Annotated in this window: 20 protein-coding genes and 6 tRNA genes; 9 read left to right on the plus strand and 17 right to left on the minus strand. The window is 41.3% G+C overall.

The genetic code is table 11. The features are described from left to right. The first annotated feature begins 41 nt into the window (after positions 1 to 41). The 3 genes from HUK62_RS11630 (at position 42) to HUK62_RS11640 (ending at position 2,176) form a co-directional block, all read left to right on the plus strand. Entirely contained in the window at positions 42 to 629 is a 588-nt protein-coding gene (locus HUK62_RS11630) for an ANTAR domain-containing protein (protein WP_004696311.1), read from the plus strand. Positions 630 to 632: 3 nt separating this feature from the next. Further along, positions 633 to 1,628: an ABC transporter substrate-binding protein gene (locus tag HUK62_RS11635; RefSeq protein WP_176537934.1), complete on the plus strand. Its 996-nt coding sequence runs from the start codon at positions 633 to 635 to the stop codon at positions 1,626 to 1,628. Positions 1,629 to 1,897: 269 nt separating this feature from the next. Beyond that, positions 1,898 to 2,176, plus strand: coding sequence for a hypothetical protein (locus tag HUK62_RS11640; protein ID WP_004696307.1), 279 nt, complete (start codon positions 1,898 to 1,900; stop codon positions 2,174 to 2,176). A gap of 23 nt (positions 2,177 to 2,199) precedes the next feature. Here the strand turns inward: HUK62_RS11640 and HUK62_RS11645 are convergent, their stop codons facing one another. The 3 genes from HUK62_RS11645 to hrpA are packed head-to-tail and all read right to left on the minus strand — an operon-like array spanning position 2,200 to position 8,061. After that, positions 2,200 to 2,973 carry a 1-acyl-sn-glycerol-3-phosphate acyltransferase gene (locus HUK62_RS11645; protein WP_176537935.1) on the minus strand — a complete coding sequence of 258 codons (774 nt, stop codon included), beginning with the start codon at positions 2,971 to 2,973 and terminating at the stop codon, positions 2,200 to 2,202. A gap of 6 nt (positions 2,974 to 2,979) precedes the next feature. Then, on the minus strand, positions 2,980 to 4,092 hold the full coding sequence (locus HUK62_RS11650) for a beta-ketoacyl-ACP synthase III (RefSeq protein ID WP_004696303.1): 1,113 nt from the start codon (positions 4,090 to 4,092) through the stop codon (positions 2,980 to 2,982). A 30-nt stretch (positions 4,093 to 4,122) separates the two neighbouring features. Next, positions 4,123 to 8,061 carry an ATP-dependent RNA helicase HrpA gene (gene hrpA, locus HUK62_RS11655; protein ID WP_176537936.1) on the minus strand — a complete coding sequence of 1,313 codons (3,939 nt, stop codon included), beginning with the start codon at positions 8,059 to 8,061 and terminating at the stop codon, positions 4,123 to 4,125. 344 nt (positions 8,062 to 8,405) lie between these two features. Here hrpA and ahpC point away from each other — a divergent pair, with 344 nt between their 5' ends. From ahpC to HUK62_RS11670, 3 genes are all read left to right on the plus strand, one after another. Beyond that, complete coding sequence (gene ahpC, locus HUK62_RS11660; RefSeq protein ID WP_004982189.1) at positions 8,406 to 8,969, plus strand: alkyl hydroperoxide reductase subunit C; 564 nt, start codon at positions 8,406 to 8,408, stop codon at positions 8,967 to 8,969. Positions 8,970 to 9,173: 204 nt separating this feature from the next. Next, entirely contained in the window at positions 9,174 to 9,905 is a 732-nt protein-coding gene (gloB, locus tag HUK62_RS11665; protein WP_176537937.1) for a hydroxyacylglutathione hydrolase, read from the plus strand. 490 nt (positions 9,906 to 10,395) lie between these two features. Further along, positions 10,396 to 10,599 (plus strand): hypothetical protein, encoded by a 204-nt coding sequence (locus tag HUK62_RS11670; RefSeq protein ID WP_004696295.1) that lies wholly within the window; start codon positions 10,396 to 10,398, stop codon positions 10,597 to 10,599. A gap of 129 nt (positions 10,600 to 10,728) precedes the next feature. Here HUK62_RS11670 and HUK62_RS11675 read toward each other — a convergent pair. The 8 genes from HUK62_RS11675 to HUK62_RS11710 form a co-directional block, all read right to left on the minus strand. Then, positions 10,729 to 10,813, minus strand: a tRNA-Leu gene (locus HUK62_RS11675). A 33-nt stretch (positions 10,814 to 10,846) separates the two neighbouring features. Continuing rightward, positions 10,847 to 10,920 (minus strand) — tRNA-Trp (locus HUK62_RS11680). 35 nt (positions 10,921 to 10,955) lie between these two features. After that, positions 10,956 to 11,040 (minus strand) — tRNA-Leu (locus HUK62_RS11685). Positions 11,041 to 11,229: 189 nt separating this feature from the next. Beyond that, positions 11,230 to 11,314 (minus strand) — tRNA-Leu (locus HUK62_RS11690). 33 nt (positions 11,315 to 11,347) lie between these two features. Next, positions 11,348 to 11,421 (minus strand) — tRNA-Trp (locus HUK62_RS11695). A gap of 35 nt (positions 11,422 to 11,456) precedes the next feature. Continuing rightward, positions 11,457 to 11,541 (minus strand) — tRNA-Leu (locus tag HUK62_RS11700). A 107-nt stretch (positions 11,542 to 11,648) separates the two neighbouring features. Beyond that, a complete protein-coding gene (locus HUK62_RS11705; protein WP_176537938.1) occupies positions 11,649 to 12,473 on the minus strand; it encodes a protein kinase in 825 nt (274 codons plus the stop codon). Continuing rightward, the gene (locus HUK62_RS11710; protein ID WP_176538486.1) at positions 12,448 to 13,959 is read right to left on the minus strand and encodes a DUF3336 domain-containing protein; all 1,512 of its coding nucleotides are present in this window, start codon (positions 13,957 to 13,959) and stop codon (positions 12,448 to 12,450) included. The genes HUK62_RS11705 and HUK62_RS11710 overlap by 26 nt, the downstream gene beginning before the upstream one ends. Before the next feature lie 204 nt (positions 13,960 to 14,163). Between HUK62_RS11710 and HUK62_RS11715 the strand changes: the two genes are divergently transcribed. Then, positions 14,164 to 15,036 carry an ATP-binding protein gene (locus HUK62_RS11715; RefSeq protein WP_176537939.1) on the plus strand — a complete coding sequence of 291 codons (873 nt, stop codon included), beginning with the start codon at positions 14,164 to 14,166 and terminating at the stop codon, positions 15,034 to 15,036. 161 nt (positions 15,037 to 15,197) lie between these two features. On the opposite strand, the gene HUK62_RS11720 is transcribed toward HUK62_RS11715, so the two are convergent. Continuing rightward, a complete protein-coding gene (locus tag HUK62_RS11720) occupies positions 15,198 to 15,848 on the minus strand; it encodes an isochorismatase family protein (RefSeq protein ID WP_176537940.1) in 651 nt (216 codons plus the stop codon). Positions 15,849 to 16,418: 570 nt separating this feature from the next. Continuing rightward, positions 16,419 to 17,435, minus strand: a complete 1,017-nt coding sequence (tsaD, locus tag HUK62_RS11725; protein WP_176537941.1) for a tRNA (adenosine(37)-N6)-threonylcarbamoyltransferase complex transferase subunit TsaD — start codon at positions 17,433 to 17,435, stop codon at positions 16,419 to 16,421. Between the two features lie 145 nt (positions 17,436 to 17,580). Here tsaD and rpsU point away from each other — a divergent pair, with 145 nt between their 5' ends. Both rpsU and HUK62_RS11735 read left to right on the plus strand, forming a co-directional pair. Beyond that, positions 17,581 to 17,796: a 30S ribosomal protein S21 gene (rpsU, locus tag HUK62_RS11730; RefSeq protein WP_001136722.1), complete on the plus strand. Its 216-nt coding sequence runs from the start codon at positions 17,581 to 17,583 to the stop codon at positions 17,794 to 17,796. 33 nt (positions 17,797 to 17,829) lie between these two features. Next, positions 17,830 to 18,276 carry a GatB/YqeY domain-containing protein gene (locus tag HUK62_RS11735; protein ID WP_004982206.1) on the plus strand — a complete coding sequence of 149 codons (447 nt, stop codon included), beginning with the start codon at positions 17,830 to 17,832 and terminating at the stop codon, positions 18,274 to 18,276. Between the two features lie 168 nt (positions 18,277 to 18,444). Here HUK62_RS11735 and HUK62_RS11740 read toward each other — a convergent pair whose 3' ends face one another. From HUK62_RS11740 to HUK62_RS11755, 4 genes are all read right to left on the minus strand, one after another. Further along, a complete protein-coding gene (locus HUK62_RS11740; RefSeq protein WP_176537942.1) occupies positions 18,445 to 19,884 on the minus strand; it encodes a M48 family metalloprotease in 1,440 nt (479 codons plus the stop codon). Between the two features lie 84 nt (positions 19,885 to 19,968). Then, positions 19,969 to 20,937 carry a D-glycerate dehydrogenase gene (locus HUK62_RS11745; RefSeq protein WP_176537943.1) on the minus strand — a complete coding sequence of 323 codons (969 nt, stop codon included), beginning with the start codon at positions 20,935 to 20,937 and terminating at the stop codon, positions 19,969 to 19,971. Positions 20,938 to 20,939: 2 nt separating this feature from the next. Continuing rightward, positions 20,940 to 21,605, minus strand: a complete 666-nt coding sequence (locus HUK62_RS11750) for a hypothetical protein (protein ID WP_176537944.1) — start codon at positions 21,603 to 21,605, stop codon at positions 20,940 to 20,942. 132 nt (positions 21,606 to 21,737) lie between these two features. Continuing rightward, positions 21,738 to 23,624, minus strand: a complete 1,887-nt coding sequence (locus HUK62_RS11755; protein WP_218015297.1) for a M48 family metalloprotease — start codon at positions 23,622 to 23,624, stop codon at positions 21,738 to 21,740. Positions 23,625 to 23,677: the final 53 nt, after the last annotated feature.

A 23,677-nucleotide genomic window follows, 5' to 3' on the forward strand; every position in this document is an offset into this window, starting at 1 on the left:
TTTTAGATCTCATTTTCAGGTTTTCCTGAGCACTGTACAGTATGCCTAAACTGAAAATTGCATTGATTGATGACAATCAAGAACGCGCACAATATATTCGAAGTTCCCTCATCGAACATGATTTTGATGTGGTTGCCTGCCTGATTATCGATCACATCAATATTAGCCGTCTTGAACAATTAAGTGCTGACGTCATTTTGTTAGATATGGACCATCCGCAACGTGACATTATTGAAAGCTGTGTAAGTCAATTTAACCTACCCACTGTTTTATTTACTAAAAATAGCCATAAAGACACCATTAAAAGTGCCATAGATGCTGGAGTGACGGCTTATATAGTGGACGGGATAGATCCTTCAAAGTTAGAAAATATTTTAGAAATCTCGATCGAACAGTTTCGTAAACACAAAAAGTTGCTCACAGACTTACAAGACACCAAAAATAAACTCGCCGATCGTAAAGATGTGGAGCGTGCGAAAGTATTGCTGATGCAATTACATGGACTATCTGAAGATGATGCCTTTCAATTGCTGCGTAAAAATGCCATGAGCCACCGTATGACCATCGGTGAAATGGCAAGACGTCTGTTGGATGCTCAACAGCTTTTACAATCTCAACTCAAGGACTAAGTCATGGCTCAACTCGAAAAGTCACAACTTCATCTGGGCTATATTCCACTTTTAGACTGTGTTGCTTTACTGTGGGCTAAACAACGCGGTTTTTTTGAGGACGTGGGCTTAGACGTGAGCTTAGTCAAAGAAGCGTCTTGGGCAAGTTTAAGAGATCGTTTGGCTTTTGGATTTCTAGACGCCGCGCATTGTTTATCTGCCATGTTGCCTGCTGCTGCACTCGCTCAAGATCAACTCGGTATTCCGCTACAAACCCCTCTCGTCTTAAGCTACAACAGTGCTTTTATCAGCTTAAGCCAAAAACTATGCTACGCGCTTGATATCAAAAAAACTGACGATGCAGCCACCACTGCACAGAAATTCTTTAGTGCCATGCAGCATGAACAGTATCTTCCGATTGCCCATGTGTTTAAGCAGTCTATTCATCATTATTGTTTACGTGAGTGGTTGGCGTTGGCCAATCCTGAATTTGCCAAACGCGTACATCTCCGCACTTTACCGCCGCCCTATATGGTGGAAGCCATTTCAAACCAATTGATCGATGGTTTTTGTGTTGGGGAACCTTGGAACACACAAGCGGAAATTCAAGGTTATAGCCAAATCATTGCGACTGGCTCAGACATTATTCCTCGCGTCGCAGACAAAGTACTGGCTGTGACTCAAGAATGGGCTATCTCCAATCCTAATACACTTTCAGCCCTCGTCCAAGCCATCCAAAAAGCACAAGTTGAACTTAAACAGATGCAGGATATTGAACCTGTTTGGCAAGTCTTGGTCGATTACAACATCATTCGCTTTGCATGTTCAGCAAGTGTTCACGTCGAAAAATATCACCTGATTCAGAACATCATTCGTGGTTTTATTCCAGAACAAGCCCAGCCGCAAGTTTCGGATTTTGTTTGGCTCACACAGCAAATGCAAAAATGGGATGATATAAATTTAGATAGTGATGAAATTCGCGGTATTAGTGAAAATTGCGTCCTTCAAACAAATTCTTGATTTTTAAATTATTACTATATGTTACTTGATACGTAATTACGCACCATTTTAAAACATTTATTCTGAAAAATATTTTGAAGTAAATCTGTGATCTAACTTTACTGCCACTTTATTAAACATTTTTCTTTAGCTTCCATTTATCTGAGCGTGCTATTTACTGATGCGAAAACACGCTAAGATCTTTTCAAACATAAAAACAATAGATAAATAATCTTCATCACAACTTCTTTTTTAAACGTCAAACTAACCCAAGGACAGCGGGGTGTATTATGTTTACCGAGGAAAATCGACATGTTTCTTTATTACATGCGATTAACAAAATACTGATTAAAGACTGGGATCCACTGCGAATCTATCGTAATCCTGCACTACAAGATGAATATGAGGAATACTTACCCAGTTTATTTCGCTTCATTTGTGAACAAGCCAGTGAAACTGAAATTTTTGAATATTTATGGTGGGTGGAAAATAAGGTTATGGAAGTCAAAGGGAATAAGACCCATACTTTAAAAATTGCACATTTGTTGAAAGATCTACAGGAAGACTAAGCCGAGTTTACGCCTGTAAATGCTCAATCAAATCGGTCACCATGTTGCTGTTGACGCAATACTCTTAAGTCTGCAAGTCCAATATAAATTTCTGCTGCAATCAAGTCGCGGAACTGCTGTAACTGTTCTAGGTTTTCAATATGCATCAAACGTTGTCTGGGCATAAACTTAAAATAAAAAGGCAAGCGTTTCGGAATCAAATGTTTCGGCAAAGATGGGATCACCTCCCCTTTACGCAGCAAGCGACTCAACTGTGGCACTTGTAGCAACTTTTGAAAATATTGGTGCTGAACCACTTTATTTGCATCAAAACCAATATCAAAGACTTCATCTCCGCCTAACGCGGCAAACGGCACGATGTCATAGCCAAATTCTTGAGCGAGCTTTAAAAAGCCGTAGCGCTGTTTCCAAATCAGGTGATACTGTTCGCCCTCACGTTTTAGAACTTCGCGTCCGCCACTAGGAAAAACCAAAATAGAATAGCCTTGTTGCATGGCTTCACGCACATAGGCTGGGACGCCATCGACCGCACCAAATTTTTTCACCACACTGCGCCACAGTGGCAAATAAAAATGGCTATGATCAGCAATACTGACCACAGCCACCTGATGCTCATTGTAGAGATAATCAATCAACATAGGTGAATCAAGCACACCATACATAGAATGATTTCCTACATACATTGCAGGTTGTGATGCATCTAACTGTTCAGCACCAATAAATGTCGGTGTGAAATAAACTTTGGATAAAGCACTCAGGCGTTTAATCCATTTTGCATCATGCTCAACCTGCAACATACGGGCTTATGCGACGTGTTTTTTCACAAGCACAGCACCAACAGAGTAACCTGCGCCGAATGAACACAAGACACCGTATTCACCGTCATTGACTTGGTCTGCTGTGCGATGCAACGCAATGATGACACCTGCTGAAGAGGTATTTGCAAATTCATCTAAAATGATCGGCACTAAATCAGGCTGAGCATTTTCTTTGCCTACGACCAGTTTCAGAATCAGCTCATTCATGCTGGCATTGGCTTGGTGTAACCAGAAACGCTTCACATCAGTCGGTGCAATGTTGTTTTTCTCAAGTTGCGCTGTAATCATTTTGGCAACCAGTGGACAAACTTCTTTGAACACTTTACGACCGTCTTGAGCAAAACGATTATTTTCAATGTCTGCATCGACTTCACTTAAGTTTAGGAAACCAAAGTTATTGCGGATGTTATTTGAAAACTGTGTGAATAAGTTAATGTCTTCAATTTCAAAGCCAGTTTTGCTGTCGGTTTCTTCAATGATTGAAGCCGTTGCAACATCACCAAAAATAAAGTGGCAATCACGTGAACGGTAGTCGGTATGACCAGAGGTGATTTCTACATTCACCAATAATACACGGCGTCCGCCCGCTTTAATCGCATCATACGCTTGTTTAATGCCAAAGGTTGCGGCCGAACATGCTACGTTCATGTCGTAGGCATAGCCTTGAATACCCAATGCTGTTTGGATTTCAATTGCAACAGCAGGATAAGCACGCTGTAAATTAGAGCACGATAAAATTACCACATCGATATCTTCTGCAGTCACGCCTGCATTTTCCATCGCTTGTTTTGCAGCGATCACGCCCCATTCGGCTTGAATCGAGAGTTCATCATTTGAACGTTCATGTAACAATGGACGTAAACGCTTTGGATCTAAGATCCCTGTTTTCTCAACCACATAACGACGTTTTACACCAGATGCTTTTTCAATAAACTCTGCACTTGACCCACGACGGGCTTCCAACTCGCCCGAAGCAATTTTGTCAGCATTGTCTAAGTTATACTGTTCCACATAAGCATTTAAACTTTCAACTAACTCTTCATTGGTAATGATGTCTTCAGGATGATAAAGACCCGTACCTGTAATGCGGATGCCCATGTAAAACTCCTTCTTTAAATTACCTATATCTTAACTGATTCCAAGTTTTTCCCATACTTTTTGCAAGCGAGTCGGAGAAATGGGCATCTTTGTCTTCATCGGTTGAGAGAATAAAGAAATCCGAAACTCCTCAACCATGAAATACAATTCTTTAAGGCGAGTGTCATTTTTAAACTTAAATAATTTTTCCATCCACGGGTCAACTTGATCAATGGCAGAATTATCCCTCTGTAGGTTATTGGGCAGGCGCTCCAAACGCAAGACCAATGCTTTCAAATATCGAGGAAATTCAAGCCAAATGTCGGAAGATTTCACATAAACAAAAGTTGATAAGCACATCAAATCTAGCTGATCTTCAACATCATCAATATTTTTCCCAAACACTGCATCATCTAAGACCAACAGTTTTCGACGTATATCCTGCCATTGAATATAGATCTCTGTCACATCTGCCAGTGCTTTTTGCCCATGGGTCAGAAAATTTTTTTTGACATTTGCAACCAAGTTTTCAAACTCTTGTGCATTGACAGGTAGTTCATTGATCGACATTTGCAGTGTGGCATAAACTAACATTTGCTCCAGCTGCGCCTTATCGCCCAAAGGTGAATACGCCAATGCCAACGGTTTGGAAATTTGCTTTTTCAACTGACGGACCAAATCCCCCAGTTGTATATGCACCAAACGGAGTACACCCTCACGGTGCTGTTTAATCGCCTCAGCTTGATCATTAAAGGTCTGAATCACCACACCAGACTCATCCTTTTGTTCCAGTGCGGCAAATGCCTTAGTCGGGACTAAAGCTTGATACTGCTTCACCACCACACCCGTCACTTTTTGTGATGCTTCAAACACAAAATTTTCAGGAAAAGTTTGGAACTCACCTTTGAGCTGTTTGACTGGACTATGAGTTTCTGTTCGACAGCGCGCTTTTAACTCAGACAAGTCACGACCTTGTTCAATCACACGGCCTTTGTCGTCAATGACTTTAATCAATGGCAATAAATACTGTTCAACCCGCTCAAAGCTAAAGTCTTTCTCAGAGATTTGTTCGCCACGTAACTGGAAGGCTAAAAAACTAAAAATATGCTGCTGCAAATGCATCGCATCTACTTTCGCCATTAGCTTTGCAGCCGTATCAGGGATAGGCACCAAGTGACGACGTTTATCTTTAGGCAGCGCCTTGAGTAAGGCTTCCATTAAATCCTGACGCCAGCCGGGAATGCCCCACGACCACAAGTTTTCATCCACCTGAGGCAAGGCTTGCAACGGAATTTTCACTGTTGCACCATCTTCGTCATGGCTTGGATCAAAACGGTAACTGGCAGCAAAGCGCAGTTCACCATTGCGTAAAAAATCGGGAAATTGTTGTGTGGTTGGACGGTCGTTCATCCACAGCGCATCATCATCGATAAATAAATAACGTGGGTTTTGCAGTTCAACCGTTGCGCGCCAGTCTTCAAAACTACGACGACTTGCGACCTCTTCAGGAACTTTAGCCGCATAAAACTGGTAAATAGTCTCTTCATCCACCACCAAATCACGGCGGCGTAGCTTATCTTCGACCCGCTCTACTTCTTCAAGTTTAAGCAGGTTGTGTTTTAAAAATGGTGGTGCAATGCCTAAATGTCCTGTCGTCAGTGCATCTCGAAGGAAAATTTCATGTGCTGCAACATGATCAACTTTTTCATAGTTGATCTGGCGTTTCGGCTCAATAATTAAGCCAAATAGTGAAATTTGGTCATAGGCATTGACCACACCTGCTTTTTTCGACCAGTGCGGCTCAAAATAGTGGTGCTTCAGCAAATCACCTGCTGCAAGCAAAATCCACTCAGGTTCAATTTTTGCCAGTGTACGAATGTAGACCTGTGAAGTTTCTACCATCTCAAAAGCCATGACCCAAGGCGTATTGGTCTTATGTAAGGTAGATGCTGGAAAAATGCGGGCCTTTTGCTGACGCACCGCCATAAACACATTGCGTTCATCGGTTTTATTGGCAATAAAAGACAACAGACCCGTTAAAAGTGCACGGTGTAAATTTTCATAACTGGCTTTTTTCTCATTAAAAGACAGCTTTAAGCCTTTTGCCAAATCGACCAATTGCTCATGAGTTTTCTTCCATTCACGTAAACGCAACCAACTTAAAAAGTGATTACGTGCAAAAGTACGACGTTTGTTTTCACTCATATCTCGGTTGGCAACCAGTACGTCCCAAAGTTTGATATAAAATAAAAAATCAGAATCGGCTTCACGGAACAACGCATGTTTTTGATCTGCCTGCATTTGTTTATCCGCTGGGCGTTCACGTGGGTCTTGTACAGCCAAAGCGGCAACGATTACCAAGACTTCATTCAACACACCAAAATGTGCCCCACCCAAAATCATACGGGCCAGACGTGGGTCAATTGGCATTTTGGCCATCTGTTGACCAATTTTGGTTAAATCTCCTTTACCCCTCCCTTTGGAAAAGGGGGATTGAGCGGGATTTTCTTCAGATGAATCTCCCCCGCCTCCTCTTTGCAAAACAGGGGGTTTACTTTTCTCCGTCATTGCCCCAAGTTCAACCAACAACTTACGACCATCGTTAACTAAACGATGATCTGGCGGCTCAATGAAATCAAAATCTTCTAAAGCCCCCAGCCCTAAACTTTGCATCTGCAAAATCACTGAAGCTAAGTTCGTTCGCTTAATTTCGGGTTCGGTAAACTCTGGGCGACTTTGAAAGTCTTCCTCAGAATACAAACGAATACATACACCTGGAGCAATACGACCACAACGACCTTTACGCTGATTTGCTGCGGCCTGAGAAACCGCTTCAATCGGTAAACGCTGTACACGTGAACGATAGTTATAGCGAGAAATACGCGCAAAACCACTGTCAATCACATAACGAATATTGGGTACAGTCAGCGCTGTTTCTGCAACGTTGGTGGCGATAATAATGCGTCGCCCGCCACCTGATGGATTAAAGATTTTTTGTTGTTCAGCTAAGGCCAAACGCGCATATAAGGGTAAAATTTCTGTATGCCGCGGCCCATGCTTTTGCAAAGTTTCTTGTAATTCACGAATCTCTTGTTCAGTGCTGGCAAAAATTAAAGTATCGGCATATTCAGGATGGCCTTTTTCTTGTGCATCCCTAAAACATTCCTCCACAGCTTGCACGACAGCACGAGGTAGATTTTCTTCAAAGTCATCAAACTCATCATCATCACTACCAACAATGCTCATTTCAGAGACTGGGCGATAACGTAGTTCCACTGGAAAGCTACGACCTTCTACTTCATAAATAGGTGCATTGTTAAAGTACTGACTAAAACGGTTTACATCTAAAGTTGCAGAAGTGATGATGACTTTTAAATCTTTACGGCGAGGCAAAAGCTGTTTGAGATAACCCATGATAAAGTCGATATTAAGCGAACGCTCATGTGCTTCATCAATAATAATGGTGTCGTATTTATTGAGATAACGGTCATTGGCCAGTTCTGCCAGCAAAATACCATCCGTCATTAAACGGACAATAGAATCCTGCGACCCTTGTTCATTAAAACGAACTTTAAAGGAAATCGACTCACCAAGTTTCTCACCAACTTCTTCAGCAATACGCTGGGACACACTACGCGCAGCCAAACGACGTGGCTGTGTATGACCAATCAGACCCGTTAAACCACGACCTGCTAGCATCGCAATTTGCGGTAGCTGTGTGGTTTTACCTGAACCTGTTTCCCCTGCAACGATAATCACTTGATGCTCTTGAATGGCATCAATTAACTTATCTGCATACTGCGTAACAGGCAGGTCTTGATTCAGTTTAATATTCGGAATGCGTTCAATACGCTCTAGAACTTTTAAATGCGACTGTTCAAATAATGCTTGATATTGCTTTTCGTTGGCATCTTTTCCTTTTTTGAGTCGGTTTAAACGATGACGGTCTTTGACCATCACCAATTGCTCTATATTTAAAGGACGCTGCACAGAAAAAATACCTACATCAAAAACATCAATCGCTTAGTTTACGTGGTAATACAACGAAGCGAAAGTACAGCATAATTTTTTAATTTTAACTTTTTTTCAAATATCCCCTTGAATTTTAAGCCTAGGGACATCATGTCTGTAAACGAGTTGCGGAATAGATGATTTTGTCATTTAGTCATCATATTTATCATGCTAAATGAACAGAATGATCACATTCGCTGAAATAGTCTGGAGTAAGATTCGGTTTTTCCGATTCTTGTAATGTAAAAATACTGTTTCAGCAATAACAAAAATTTCGATACCCTATTCAACATTAAATACAAACCCCAATCATGGAGACAATGATGAGCTTGATTAATACTGAAGTAAAACCATTCGCAGCTACTGCATATCACAACGGTCAATTTGTTGACGTAACTGAAGCAGATCTTAAAGGCAAATGGTCTGTAGTATTCTTCTACCCAGCTGACTTCACTTTCGTTTGCCCAACTGAACTTGGTGACCTTGCTGACAACTACGCTGAATTCCAAAAATTAGGCGTGGAAATCTACGGTGTTTCTACTGACACTCACTTCACTCACAAAGCTTGGCACGACACTTCTGAAGTTATTGGTAAAATCCAATACCCATTAATCGGCGACCCAACTTGGACTCTTTCTAAAAACTTCGACGTTCTAATCGAAGCTGCTGGTCTTGCTGACCGTGGTACTTTCGTAATCGATCCAGAAGGTAAAATCCAGATCGTTGAAATCAACGCTGGTGGTATTGGTCGTGATGCTCAAGAATTACTTCGTAAAGTTAAAGCAGCTCAATACGTTCACGCTCACCCAGGTGAAGTTTGCCCAGCTAAATGGAAAGAAGGCGAAGCAACTCTTGCTCCTTCAATCGACCTAGTAGGTAAAATCTAATCTAATTTAGATTGAACACATAAAAAACCACGCTTTTTAGCGTGGTTTTTTATGTCCAAGATAACAGTACAATATGACAAGAAAGAGAAAAATCCAGAACAATAAATATCTATCCTTTATGCGCTACACATAATTCATAACTGGAATTCAGTGCGTGTACCCGCTACAGTAGAGTGAATATATGCAGCTCTTTGAAGAAGAAAAATGACTTATCAAGTTCATATGATTGATGTGAAAAACCAACTCCAAAACTATATTTGGCTGCTGGAACACAGCTCATCAAAGCAAGTCGTGGTGGTTGATCCAACTGAGGCTGGATTAGTTGAAGATTATTGCAATAAACATGGCTTAAGCATTGCTCAAATTTGGCTGACTCATTGGCATAAAGACCATATTGGTGGTGTCGCTGACCTGCTTGCGAGTCGGAATATTCCTGTGTATGGGCCACGTGAGGAATTATCTAAAATTCCATTCATCACCCATGCATTGATGGATGATGACTATTTTTCATTTCATGATTTACATGTCGACGTTTTAGCAGTTCCTGGCCATACACTGGGCCATATTGTGTACTTTATTGAATCCATCCAGACTTTATTTTGCGGTGACACCCTGTTTGCTATGGGCTGTGGGCGAGTGTTTGAGGGTACACATGAGCAGATGTACCATTCGCTCAATCGTTTAGCAGCTTTGCCTGCCGAAACCAAAGTCTATTGTACGCACGAATACACGCTCTCTAACGCGAAGTTTGCCAACCATGTCGAACCAGACAATATCGCTATTCAAGAGCGTTTAGACCGTGTCGAAACCATGCGCTATTTGGGTCAATGTACCCTTCCTAGCAGTATTGAAATCGAACTTGAAACCAATCCTTTTTTACGTACAGAAAATGTGGAAGAGTTTAAAAGACTACGTGATCTGAAGGATCAATTTTAATTGGCTTCCCCCCTTCTAGAGACTGCTGACTAACGCAGTCTCCTATTATGTATGTATGCTTCTATTAAGTTATAACGATCAGTTTGGGCTCCCACCCTTAACCTTTGAGCTCTCAAAATTTCAACCTACGCAGTTTCAAGCCACACGATGCCTGAATCAAATGATCTCGACCAAGACTGGATGATAATACTGTCTCAAAATACCCAGACTTTGAAAAAAATCATTACATTTCTATTTACGACAAAATATTTCTCTATCACGAACGCACATAATTCCATTGTATTGAGACTCATCTCAAAATATTATTATTTTTCATCATGATAAAATTATGTTAAACAATGAAAGACTCTCGTTTATGCTTTCTATACGTTTTCGCCTTAGTTTAGATTGCTTTAAAAAGAGACAAAAACAAAAATATATAAAAAAATCCCCTTTAAAAAAGCGTGAAATATCCCTATTAATAATTTATCAGTGAAAAAGGAATATCCTCGTGAAAAAAGTAGTGAAAGCAAAAAACCTCATTGCCTTTCGTATTTGGCTAGAGAAATTAGGTTATTCAGTTAAAACCTTAGCAGACAACCGTGGCTTTACTTTTAGCTTTAAAAAAGAATATGGACTGGTAACTTGCGACCTAGCGGGTAATAACTTGGCCATGCAGCTCGGTGAAGAATTCGAAGACCATTTGAAAGCTTAAATTGCTCCATACTTACTTCGCGTGATGAATCAAAATTTAGCCCCTTAAAGGGGCTTTTTTTATATATGAATCATCTATTAAATTTTAGGCAATAAAAAAGCAAGGCTTAATACCTTGCTTCATTACTGATGGTGGGGACGGAGAGACTCGAACTCTCACACCTTGCGGCGCTGGAACCTAAATCCAGTGCGTCTACCAATTTCGCCACGTCCCCATCAGGGTGCTAACTTTGCGTTAGACTTTAAGTTGGCAGAGGATCAAGGATTCGAACCTTGACGAACGGTTTTGGAGACCGTCATGCTACCATTACACCAATCCTCTATTGCCTTATAAACCATCTTAATTCAAATGATTTATGGTGGGGACGGAGAGACTCGAACTCTCACACCTTGCGGCGCTGGAACCTAAATCCAGTGCGTCTACCAATTTCGCCACGTCCCCAATGGCTGTGTATATTATAGCGATAGACACTATATGACAAGCGCTTTTATAAGCAATCACCCGCTTTTCTGTCATAAAATCGGCAGTTGAATCTATTTTTATGCTCTATCTGTATAAAAAGACTATTCAGCTCTTTACTAAATTTTAGGCAATAAAAAAGCAAGGCTTAATACCTTGCTTCATTACTGATGGTGGGGACGGAGAGACTCGAACTCTCACACCTTGCGGCGCTGGAACCTAAATCCAGTGCGTCTACCAATTTCGCCACGTCCCCATCAGGGTGCTAACTTTGCATTAGACTTTAAGTTGGCAGAGGATCAAGGATTCGAACCTTGACGAACGGTTTTGGAGACCGTCATGCTACCATTACACCAATCCTCTATTGCCTTATAAACCATCTTAATTCAAATGATTTATGGTGGGGACGGAGAGACTCGAACTCTCACACCTTGCGGCGCTGGAACCTAAATCCAGTGCGTCTACCAATTTCGCCACGTCCCCAATGGCTGTGTATACTATAGGGATCATTTTCGCATGACAAGCAATTTTTAAGAAAAACACACTCATTTGATTAAATAAGAAACAAAAATCATATACTTGGCTTTTTCTCATTCAATTTCAGTCATTAAGCATCGTTTTGCAGCCATAATATTTTGCCATCTTTGGCTTTGTTGCTTAGCTAAAAGTCCCTGTAAAAGTGGACTAAAACCCTGAAAAGGTTCTGGAAGTGCTATATTCAAAGACTGACAGTGTAAATACGCCCAGTCTTGGTAGCTTGCTGCCTGCAAACGTTGATCAGTCAACCACTCAAGTAGAATGATCCCGAGTGCATATAGGTCTGTTTGTACGGTCTTTGCTTCACCATGAAATAATTCGGGTGCCATATAGCGTGGTGTCGCTGTTAAAGCCTTTTGACGCGCAGTTTCACCAATTCTTTGGCTCTGCTCAAAATCAATTAATTTACATGTAGAACCGTCTAACAAAAAATGCGAAGCTTTTAAATCAGCATGAATCCACCCCATCTGATGTAATTCTTCAACAGCATTCAGCATTTTAAAAATGATATGAATGATATGATCTCGACTTAACTGACGGGGGTTCGCCATAAGTAATGATGGAACATTTTTTAAGATGAGTGCGACTTTCACTTGCTCTGAGTGAAACTCAAAATTTTCAAGGATTTGTACTTCAGGCAAGAACTTTGGCAGTTGCAGCATCGCAAGTGCATGTTGATAAAAACTAAGTTCAGTGTCAAAGCCGTTAATTAACGCCACATGCTCTGATAGCGACTGATACTTTAACCAATACCCCTGCCCTGCAACTTCAAAGCGATAAAGCCTTCGCCCCCAACCCAAACGCTGAGTCGGAATATGAAGCGACATCGCGAGAGCATTTAATTCTTGACGATTAAACTGCCAAGAATTCGGATTCATTCATCTCTGCCGTATCCAATGCAGTTAAGACCTCTAAACAATGTTGAATGGTTTTCCCGACACGAGCATGTGTTTCAATCATTGAGATTTTTGGCCAAGTTGCACGTTCGCCTTCACGTTGTAAGAGTTTAAACAAGTGTGGTCTTGGATTTTGCAGCATATAACTATAATGGCGCAGGCCATATTTCCCTACAATATTCACATCGCCATAATAACGCTGATCGACCACGCCATAGCCATGGTCCAGTAAACGGCGGATCGGTGGAATCATCCCCACACGCTCACGGGCAAAGTCCATCACCCCTTTACTAATCACTTTGCCTTGTCGGCGTACAATCCGTTCAGGCCAGCTCAACATATCTTTACGAAACCGTGCTTCATCCGACTGCATAAACGGCACCACATGCGGATTCACTTGACTGGCAATGGTGTAGTTTAAGTTGTATAACCGCGCCATTTTTTCCTGCGGGAAATCACTACGCACACTGCCATCAACCCAGCGCGTAGATGACATATAAGGTGTATACAACCCATCATGTCGTTTACTGGTGAGCTTGACTGGTGGAAATAGAATCGGGACTGCACAAGACGCGAGTACAGCACTCCATACCAATAAGTCAGGTGAAGTAAAGGTATTCATAATGCGCGGATTTTGTGAGGCATCATAAGGTGCAACTGCGACATTGTTATATAAGCCTGACTGCTTAAATGCCTCTTCAAAGGTGACATCACCCAAATTTGCAATTAAAAAGTTTTTTAGATGTTTTACATCCGCTAAGCCGCCATTGCCCTTTAAGACCTCACGAAAGCCTCGAAATTGAAAAGCATCGGTAAAAAAGTTTTCACCATTTAAGATGCTCAGCATTTCTGCAGGCGTTGCTCGCCCCAGCATCGCTGTCATAATGGCGCCAGCACTTGAACCAGACAGCACTTTCGGCATCAGGTCTTGCTCAAGCAAAGCCTTGCACACACCTGTATGAAACAGTCCTAATGTTGCACCGCCTGAAAACATCATGGCTGGTTGCCCAAAGGCTTTTTGGCAGTGCTGAAAAAATTCAATTTTTTGCTGTTTTTCTAAACACTGGCAATCCGTAGATGCTACAAATGCTAAACCTCGACTAACTTCTTCAATATAGTCTTCAATAATTTTTTTGGTGCCGACGTAAGTTGCGGTAAACAACATGGGGTGAGCGATATTGGCAATGTCATAACTCAGACCTTCCCGTAGCAAGTACATCAAATCGGTCGTACGCTTTTGTTGGCGATAACGTTTCAACAACCCCAAACGATGGGTAATCACTTCTGCATCGAAATAAGGTGAACAGTTGTCATACTTCCACTCTTGCGCCCCTGACTCTTCATCAATTCTAAGCGCAATGCTTTTCCACTCAGTATAGTTCTCTGCCTGAGCCAATTGGTTTTTCAGTTTTTTGATTCGATAGGCTTGGTGCGGGTTGATTTCCCGTGTGAAATCTTTAAACAACATATTCATCCTCACCCACTTTTTTTGTTTTCCTAAAATTTCACTGACACGTTCAACCGTCAGTCTAACTGACTATGTGCAAATTATGTGAGCATTACAATTGCCATTTCAACCCTAAAATTGGAAAATCTACACCACGTTAAGGGTTTGATGCGACTAAATCGGATGTTAAGATCGACAACAAGTGTAATTATAAGCTGATTAATCATGGCGACCATTGACCTACCGAACAATATCTTAGAAGCACTATCGACTGTACTCCAACAACTACAGCAAAGCCTACCAAAAATTAAACAAGCACCTGATTTTTCAGCGATTGCCTTTAAATGGGAAAATGGCGAGTTAAAACCCATTCATCAGCTCAAACGAATCGAATTAAATGATTTAAAAGGCATTGAGCGCCAAAAAGAAAAAGTACTGCAAAATACAGAACAGTTCCTCAATGGTTTACCTGCCAATGACGTCCTGCTTACAGGCTCACGCGGTACAGGTAAATCCTCTATTGTACGTGCTTTATTAACGGAATATGCAGATCAAGGCTTAAGGCTGATTGAAATTGAACGTGATGATTTATCCGAACTGCCTGAAATTCAAAAGCTAATTGCAGAGCGCCCTGAAAAGTTTATTGTGTATTGTGATGACTTGGCTTTTAACGCCGAAGATGAAAACTATCGCAGTTTAAAAAGTGTGCTAGATGGGTCTTTGCAGTCAGGTTCAAGTAATTTTATTATCTATGCCACCAGTAACCGTCGTCATTTGCTGCCTGAGTTTATGCATGAAAACACGCCAGTAACTCGGGTCGATGTACCGCAGTACACTGAACTGCATCCACAAGAAGCGATTGAAGAAAAAATTTCACTCTCCGATCGTTTTGGATTATGGCTATCTTTTTATCCAATGGATCAAAACTTATATTTGGACATTGTGCAGCACTACTTAGCAAAAGCTCAAATCTCCATGGACGATATGGTACGAGCCGAAGCGCTTCGTTGGTGTCAAGCGCGTGGACAACGCTCTGGACGTGCCGCGTATCAATTTTCTAAACACTGGGTCGGTTCACAACAATTAAAACAGCTTTAGGATAAAAATACTGATCGGCGCTTAAGCATCTATTTTATTTCAATTATTTTTATATTTAATAGTTCATTCTGATCAAAGAAATAACCTAAATTTCGCATTAGAATTTGGGTTATTTCTTTGAAAATTAGGGATAAATATCAGTTCAAATCGTTTTGATCTGATTATTGATATTTATCTAAGTTTGTTTCTGGCCCATCTTTAACCACAGCTTGTGCTTTTGCATAACTCTCCATTAAGCATTTATATTCTGGGCAGACATGATCTGAAAGAATTTCAGCAAAACGGGAGCCTTCTGGACGGTTCCAAGTACGCATTAACTCGGCCACGATTGCAAAAGTATCGGTTGGAATTGCGCCCGCTTGGGTCACACGAGCAATTGATGTATCTGTGGCTAACTTGCTCCAGTTACCTGATGCATCCACAACACAATAGACGTTATAACCTTCTTTACGAGCGCTTACAGCAGGGAAAGTCATACATACACTGGTCAGCGTTCCAGCAATAATCAGTGTCTTCCTACCCGTTTTTTTAACTTCATCTACAAATAAGGGATTGTCCCAAGTATTAATTTGTCCAGTCCGTGGTACATAAACTGCATGCGGAGCAAAGTGGTGAATTTCAGGAATTAAAGGACCATTAGGGCCGTCAGGTACAGATGCAGTGGTAATTACAGGTATATTTAATAAAGTTGCCGCTTTTGCAATTGCAATCACATAATTGCGTAAGTCGGGTACAGGTACATCGCGTACGGTATTAAAAAGTCCACTTTGATGATCAATCAGTAGAATTATCGAATCATCAGGGTCTAGCATTCCATTAGTATAGTAGCCGCCATGGGTAACACCTCTAAAATTTTCTTCTAATTATGTACTTCCATTGTTGTAATGAAAGTTCCTAAAACAGACCGTCATAGCTTTGAGGTTTATACGACCAAGATATTTTTTAAGAAAATCTATATCTGCCTTTCATATAAACTAATGAATAATTTTGCGCTCAGGAAGCTAAATCATCTTACGTGTTGTAATTGGCCTTCGTGGCTTTGAGTTTTATCCTCGTATAGAAATAAAAACTTAAGAAAAATACAAACTCTTAATATTAATCAATACCTTAAAACCATATAAAATAGAATTTCAATTGAAGTCAAAATACTCAAAGTTTTAATCTCTTGAGATCAATCAAAAACCACGCTAGGCATACTTATCCCCAATTTCTATGGATAAACCTATGGGTAAATACTTTTAACTTGATGCTAAGCTACATTTAAATGAGTCAAAAAATATTTTTAAAGTCTAAGCAGCGTTTTTTGAATAGCCCTTTGGTAAAGACCTAAATGTAAAAAAGCCCAACATTTAGTCGGGCTTTAAACTGATCAAATGAAAGTCTTAGACTTCACTGGGATTGGTCAACTCAGTCATTGGCCAGCGTGGTGTTGTCGTTACAGCCAAACCGTCATGCTGCCCTACTTTTAAGCGCTGATAACCAGCAAAAGCAATCATGGCACCATTGTCTGTACAAAGTGCAGGTTCGGCATAGTAAACCTGAGCACGAATCTTGGTTAAATCTGCTTCCAAACGCTCACGTAAACGTTTATTTGCACTGACACCACCTGCAATCACTAAACGTTTCAAACCTGTTTGCTTCAACGCTTTCACAGATTTTTTAACTAAGGTATCCACGATGGCTTCTTGGAAACTCGCTGCAATATCCGCATCACGGTTTTCGTCACCGAGTTTTTTCATTTGCACAGATACGGCTGTTTTTAAACCACTAAATGAAAACTCCAAACCTTGATGCAGCATTGGACGTGGGAAAGCAAAGGCATTCGGATCACCTTGCTCAGCCAGTTTTGAAATATTTGGGCCACCTGGATACGGTAATCCCATCATTTTCGCAACCTTATCAAAGGCCTCACCTGCAGCATCATCAATTGATTCACCCAACAATTCATACTGCCCAATACCATAGGCAGCCATCAGTTGAGAATGTCCACCTGAGACCAAAAGTGCTACAAAAGGAAATTCTGGCGGCATTTCAGATAAAAGTGGTGCCAACATATGCCCTTCCATATGATGCACACCAATTGCAGGTTTATTTAAAGCAAAGGCCAAAGTTCGACCAAACAGCGCACCTGTCATCAGCGCGCCCATCAAACCTGGGCCACGCGTATATGCCACGGCATCAATTTCAGATTTTTTTACACCACTTTCTTCAAGCAGTTGATTCATCAATGGAATCAGCTTACGCACATGGTCCCGCGATGCCAACTCTGGTACCACACCACCATACTCTGCATGCAGTTTAATTTGGCTGTACAGCACTTGCCCACGCAAACCCGACTCGCTGTCATAAAGGGCAAGTCCTGTTTCATCACAAGATGTTTCTAAGCCTAAAACGATCATTAAACTGCCTATAACCTGTATCAAATCTATTGCGTGAACCATTATAGACTTGTGGTATGAGATGTAAATGAGTAAAATACTGACCTTCACTTGTGATCAGGGCAATGTCGCCCAGATCTTATCCATAACTTAATGAGGATTCTTCATGCCACAAGTTAAATTGAAAGAAGGCGAACCAGTAGACGTAGCTATCCGTCGTTTCAAACGTTCATGCGAAAAAGCGGGCGTTTTAGCTGACGTTCGTAAGCGCGAATTCTACGAGAAACCAACTCAAGAACGTAAGCGCAAAAAAGCTGCTGCTGTTAAACGCTACCAAAAGAAATTGGCGCGTGAATCAGTACGTACTACTCGCCTTTACTAAGATTAATTTGTGATTGACTGCCTGGACTAAATAATGACTACTTTAAAAAGCCAAATAACTGAAGTTTTGAAAGCCACTATGCGTGCTAAAGAAATGGATAAGTTAACGGTAATTCGTGGTCTACAGGCGGCAATTAAGCAAATCGAAGTCGATGAGCGCAAAGAACTTGACGACGCTCAAGTTCTTGCGGTCATTGAAAAACAAATTAAACAACGTAAAGAATCGATCAAAGCCTTTGAAGGCGCTGGTCGAGAAGATTTAGCTAGTAAGGAACAAGCCGAACTTGAGGTTTTATCTCAATTTCTACCAGAAGCTATGACTGAGGAAGAACTTGATTCCATGATTGCGCAAACGATTGCAGCGCAAGAAGCTACTAGCATGAAAGATATGGGTAAGGTGATGAATTCTCTGCGTCCGCTCATAGCCGGGCGCGCCGATCCTTCTCAAGTTTCAGCAAAAATTAAAGCAAAACTGGCTTAATTTAAAAATTTTCAAATCGATTACGTTGAACTGACCTTAAAAAGGCAGTTCAAAGTTCTACTCTATATAAAAATTATTATTCTTTTTTTATTTTATCTATTCATTCTCAGCTTTAAAACAGCTCCTGACTCATCTCTGTTTTACCTCTCTATTTGCAATACCACTTTTCTAAGCTCTAAATTGTCGATCCTTTTGCATTTGGGTTAAACGCGTTTTAATGGTCGCTGACATTGATTCATTATCTTTCGCTAAACGCTGAGCATGCAATAAAGATTTAATCGCTTCTTCTTCAAAACCCGACCAGAACTGCACTTCAGCCCGATAACGCAAAACATTAATGGTATGCATTGGCGATTTTTTATCCAAACTCGCGGCTTGCTGCATCAATCTCCACGCATTCACATCACGCGGATTATTTTTCAAAAACCGATTAAGTACAGGCTGCGCAAGCTCAGGTCGATTCTGACGAATGTAAACTTCAGCCAATTTATAATTTAAAGCCCGATTTTCAGGCATGATGCTCGCAGGTGATTGGATCACGGTAAGAGCTTCATTCACCCGATTTTGTCCAAGTAAAATATCAGTTTGAATCAAGGTTTGCAGGTTATGTAATTTCTGATGTGACTTGGCCTGATCTAACACTTGTTGAGCGAGTTTATAGTCACCTTGTTTGAGGTAAAAACTAGCCAAAGCCAGTTGTGCTGCATAGCTGTTACGACTCACCAACATCTGTAGTTGCTGTTCTGTCGCCTGATTAGAGATCACCATGGTATACAGCTTCAAGATCTCAAAGTCTTCATCACGCCAAGTAGATTTCACTTTAGGCAATTGATTGGCTCTAAGCCTCGCCTCACTCATCCGCTCAGTTGTGAGTGGGTGTGTGAACCAAAAGTCGGGTAAAAAACTGACTCGACTGGTTGCACGGTGCATCACTTCAAAAAAATCAGCCATACTTTGAGGGTTATAACCAGCACTATACATGTACTGCATCCCTATACGGTCAGCTTCACGCTCTTGGTTACGACTATAAGACAGCTGCTTGTCCATGAGTGCGGCTTGCGTACCAACCATGACCGCTGAACCAACATCACCATCGGCTTGAGATGCAACCAAAGCACCAACCAAAATCCCTGCCAGCGCGAGTAATCCCTGCCCCTTAAACGCCTCTTGCGAACGACTGTAGTGGCGCTGTGTGACGTGCGCAATTTCGTGCGCCATTACACCAGCAACTTCATCCATATTACTGGCATTGGTAATCAAACCAGCGTTTAATGCAAACAAACCACCCGGAACTGCAAAGGCATTAATTTGCGGGTCATTAATGACCACCAGACCTATGGGTTGACCAAGCTGGGTTTGACTCAAAATGCTTGAAAAAGCATTCATCAGTTGGTCTTCTAGCCATGGATTTTGCGTAACAGGTAGCTGACGCTGTACTTCACGATAAACTTTTTCACCAATATAGTGCTCATTATATTGATCAATAAAACCTATACCTGAACCAATCTCAGGCACATTGAACTGTGGAGCATTCGTAAGAAATTGACCTTCTGCAAAACCAACAGTCGAAATAAGACTTAAACTGCACGCACACAGAAAACGCTTCAACCCTCACCCCGACTTTATTTAAAGGAATCGAATGACTATAACATTGATAATTGAATGAAAATGCAATGAAGTGTTATCAATTCTTTATCTAAATTCAGGATTCACCACATATTGAGGTTGACCACCTTCCAATGCTTTCACCAAGTTTTGGTAAGCCAACTCTGCCATTTTTTTTCGTGTTACGGAGGTTGCTGAACCGACATGCGGTAACGTCACTACATTGTGAAGCTGGAACAGTGCCGAATCTTGCAAGGGTTCTTTTTCATAAACATCCAGCCCAGCTGCAAAAATTTGCTTTTGCTCCAAGGCCTGAATGAGTGCCTGCTCATCTACTACGGCACCACGCGAAATATTTACAAAGACGGCATGAGATTGCATTTTCTTAAATGCTTCTGCATCAATCAAATGCTGCGTATTCGCGTTTAGATCAACCGCCACAACAATGAAGTCCGATTGCTCCAACAGCTCATCTAATTCGCAAAAACGTGCATTTAAGGGTTGTGCCAATTCTAATTTTTCTCGGCGCCCGTGATACAAAATATTCATATTGAAACCATGAAAACCACGTCGCGCAATTGCCGCACCAATATTTCCTAAGCCAATAATACCCAATGTTTGACCAAAAATTTCCTGACCAAATTGTGCCTGACCAACAGTACGCGACCACTGACCTGTTTTGGTCCATTGATCCAAATAAGGCACTTGACGCGCCGCACTCATCAACAAAGTAAAGGCCAAATCGGCAATCGTTTCAGTCAACACATGTGGGGTGTGACTGAGCCAAATTTTTGCTTGGTTTAAGTAGTTCAGATCATAATTGTCATAGCCAACACTAACACTAGATATAATTTTGAGCTGTTTCGCAGTTTCTAGGTTGTTTTGATGCAGTAAACGCCCTGCACCAATCATGGCATCCGCATCCGCAACTTGCTCACGGATTTGCGTATTTACATCACCTGCTTTCGGGTTGATGACCACCACGTGATAACGCTGCTCTAGGCGCTGTAATACTTCTGCATCTATTTGACTAAAAACAACGACTTTCTGCTTCATACCTATTCCATATTTTGTTGTTTTGCTCGCATCATGTGCCACAGGGCTTTTTTAAGTAATGGCTGATCAAGCATTTCTTGTAAGCTTGCTGATTGTGTGACTTTTATACCATTAGCATTTGGTATAGAGCCCAATGCAATAACTGTTTTGCCCTGACTTAAACCATCAATGAAACCTTGAATATAACTCTGAACACCGCGCCCATCTTGGAAATTCAACAAAGGAAAAGGCCAATTCAGCGCATACTTTTGTGCAGGTAAGGCTTGCACAATATTTTGCCACAACTGTTGCTGCTCCAGGCTCAATTGTGTCGCTTCAACGACCAAGGCGCAGCGGTCCAAAGCAACAGCTTGCAACTGAAAAGCCTCAACATGGATGGCCTCTCGGACAATCTCTTCTTTTACTACTGTAACAACTTCTTGTTCAATCGGCTGCGTTGCAATTTCAACAGGAGGCGCTGGATGTGGAAGCTTATTCTTTACAGATGGATGTTCAGGAATGCTTTTGGCTTCGGGCTGAGATTGAGGTCGCACAATTTCAGAAATGATCTCAGTTGTGCTTTGATCTCGCCAGATCGATGTGGTTGCATTTTGTTGAGACGGCAAAAAAGCAGGAACCCACAAATCAATTCCTAAACTCGCCAAAACCTCACGCTGATGCCCGATCATCTTTTACCTTCACACTTCATTCAGTGCATATTCTATCGAGAAATGCTTAGAGATGCTGTTCTTTTCACATTTTATTCGCATAGACAGTATGCAAATATCAAGAACATGCTCAATGTAAAATTCACCACTCAATTAAACAATCATCAAGCGATTTTTCTTTTGCATTTGCTCAACGATCTCTTCACTGTCAAAACCGAGACGCCAATAGAGCAATTCCAAAACATCCTGCTCATCTTGGGTAATAATGCGGTCGTTCCATAGACAAATTTCAGCCACCCCCAAAACACTCAAACGATCTCGCAGCAGGAGCCCTGCCATATCATTTAAAATTTCGGCCAAATCAATCGGCTCATCTGAAATTTCCGCATACTGCTCCAACTCTTGCACAGTTAAAACTCGACGCAAGATTTTCACTCGTACCTCCAACTGTGTTTCACTATTGATTTGTTGCACATGTAACAAAGCATCAATTAAACGCACAATCTGCGGTTTAACTTCATCTAGGGCCGCAGGTGTATGTACAGGCAACAAATTCAGCTCAAACTTGACTCGTTCGAGTAACAGCGCATCTAACAGCCCAATTTCACCATCTTCTTGAATAATCCTCGCCAACTTTAATAAAAACTGGCGTGCAATTGTCGCTGGCATGCCACCAATATTTCGGCATGCCTCATGGAAAATTGAAATATGAACACGACCATCTAGGTTTAACAATGAATCAACAATGGCACGGCTGACTTCAGCCTCAGCAGGAATAAACTCACGGAATTGGCGAATCATGAGAATTGCGACCATCAGCTCGCGTGAACCTGTTGCGGTTTGTAAAGCACGCTGAATGAGCTCTGGACGTTCAATATGCGCACGTACTTCAGGGTTAAGCGGTTTAATCGCATCTTTAATGGCAAAACTAATCGGAGACAGTCGTAATAAGGGCAAAGGCTGCGGTGAAGTCCAAGGGGCTTGAAAATCCGCGTACTGCTCTTCCAAGGAACGAAACAAGCCAAATAGCGGACGGTTGCGCAGTTTTTCTAGGTTTTCCAACTGTATGTCTTGAACCAAATTCGGATTCATTTCATAAATACGCTCTTCAATGCTTGGATGAATATTCATCCAACTTTGCGCACTTAATGAGTTGGCAAAACACATGTGTGCAATCGATTCAGAGTATTCACTGTGAATTTGTGAACCTGCGTGATGCACATAGATACGCATGAGGGTTTGAATATTGGCATCATTTTGCATCAGACGACGTGTTTTCATATCATTTTTTAAAGTACGCCCCCCCAACGTCAGAAACTTAATGCAGCGGGTAACCAGCACCCCCAAACTTCCGACCAACCAGATCACACCACCTGTTGCGACAAAAGTGGTTTCAAAACTTTGCGACTTTTTATGATGGGTTGAAAATCCCAATTTAGCAATTTTACTGCCCCACTGACTAAAGGTCGTGAGAGCACTATATAAAATTTTTAACCGTGTATTTTCAGCGGTCTCACCTGATAAAATTTGATTAAACTCATGATTCAATAACCCCGTCAGCTCAAGTTCATCGAGGTTTTGCAGGGCGCCCCACGTTAAAATAATCGCAATATCTTTGGGATAAAAACCAGCGGTTAAGGCATTTACCCCCACCTCATCGGGCAAAACATAGACAGCAGGTGTTTCAATTAAAAAAGTATCAGCTAATTTTTCTGTAATTTTCAGCGCAATACTTTCTTCTGGTGTACTTTCAATCAAACTTAAACGTCGTGCACGCAGTTGCTTGGCCAGACTATGTCCACCCGAACGGAACACATACAGCTCATATACCACGGAATAACTCATCACTAAGAGCAATAAACCAATGATATAAATACTCAAGCTATGCCAAAAAATGCTTTGACTCGAATCAAAATAAAAAACCAGCAGTCCAGTAACAGTATTTAAAATAAATAGCGACAAAAGTACCGCTAGCAAACAGATACTGGCAGACCACAACATGTTTTTATTCTTTATGATTGAATAACTTACACCCTTCAATGTAAATCCCTTTTCTTACATTGTTTGAATCAAACCATCATAAATGAAAAAAG

Source organism: Acinetobacter sp. NEB 394 (assembly GCF_013374795.1).
Lineage (GTDB): Bacteria > Pseudomonadota > Gammaproteobacteria > Pseudomonadales > Moraxellaceae > Acinetobacter > Acinetobacter johnsonii.

Coding starts and splice junctions, on each gene's coding strand:
- tsaD (WP_176537941.1), bottom strand. CDS start 17,435: ATGATCGTTTTAGGCTTAGAAACATCTTGTGATGAAACAGGACTTGCC.
- HUK62_RS11735 (WP_004982206.1), top strand. CDS start 17,830: ATGACTACTTTAAAAAGCCAAATAACTGAAGTTTTGAAAGCCACTATG.
- HUK62_RS11630 (WP_004696311.1), top strand. CDS start 42: ATGCCTAAACTGAAAATTGCATTGATTGATGACAATCAAGAACGCGCA.
- HUK62_RS11710 (WP_176538486.1), bottom strand. CDS start 13,959: ATGTTGTTTAAAGATTTCACACGGGAAATCAACCCGCACCAAGCCTAT.
- gloB (WP_176537937.1), top strand. CDS start 9,174: ATGACTTATCAAGTTCATATGATTGATGTGAAAAACCAACTCCAAAAC.
- HUK62_RS11635 (WP_176537934.1), top strand. CDS start 633: ATGGCTCAACTCGAAAAGTCACAACTTCATCTGGGCTATATTCCACTT.
- HUK62_RS11705 (WP_176537938.1), bottom strand. CDS start 12,473: ATGAATCCGAATTCTTGGCAGTTTAATCGTCAAGAATTAAATGCTCTC.
- HUK62_RS11645 (WP_176537935.1), bottom strand. CDS start 2,973: ATGTTGCAGGTTGAGCATGATGCAAAATGGATTAAACGCCTGAGTGCT.
- HUK62_RS11750 (WP_176537944.1), bottom strand. CDS start 21,605: ATGATCGGGCATCAGCGTGAGGTTTTGGCGAGTTTAGGAATTGATTTG.
- ahpC (WP_004982189.1), top strand. CDS start 8,406: ATGAGCTTGATTAATACTGAAGTAAAACCATTCGCAGCTACTGCATAT.
- HUK62_RS11640 (WP_004696307.1), top strand. CDS start 1,898: ATGTTTACCGAGGAAAATCGACATGTTTCTTTATTACATGCGATTAAC.
- HUK62_RS11650 (WP_004696303.1), bottom strand. CDS start 4,092: ATGGGCATCCGCATTACAGGTACGGGTCTTTATCATCCTGAAGACATC.
- HUK62_RS11715 (WP_176537939.1), top strand. CDS start 14,164: ATGGCGACCATTGACCTACCGAACAATATCTTAGAAGCACTATCGACT.
- HUK62_RS11745 (WP_176537943.1), bottom strand. CDS start 20,937: ATGAAGCAGAAAGTCGTTGTTTTTAGTCAAATAGATGCAGAAGTATTA.
- rpsU (WP_001136722.1), top strand. CDS start 17,581: ATGCCACAAGTTAAATTGAAAGAAGGCGAACCAGTAGACGTAGCTATC.
- HUK62_RS11720 (WP_176537940.1), bottom strand. CDS start 15,848: ATGCTAGACCCTGATGATTCGATAATTCTACTGATTGATCATCAAAGT.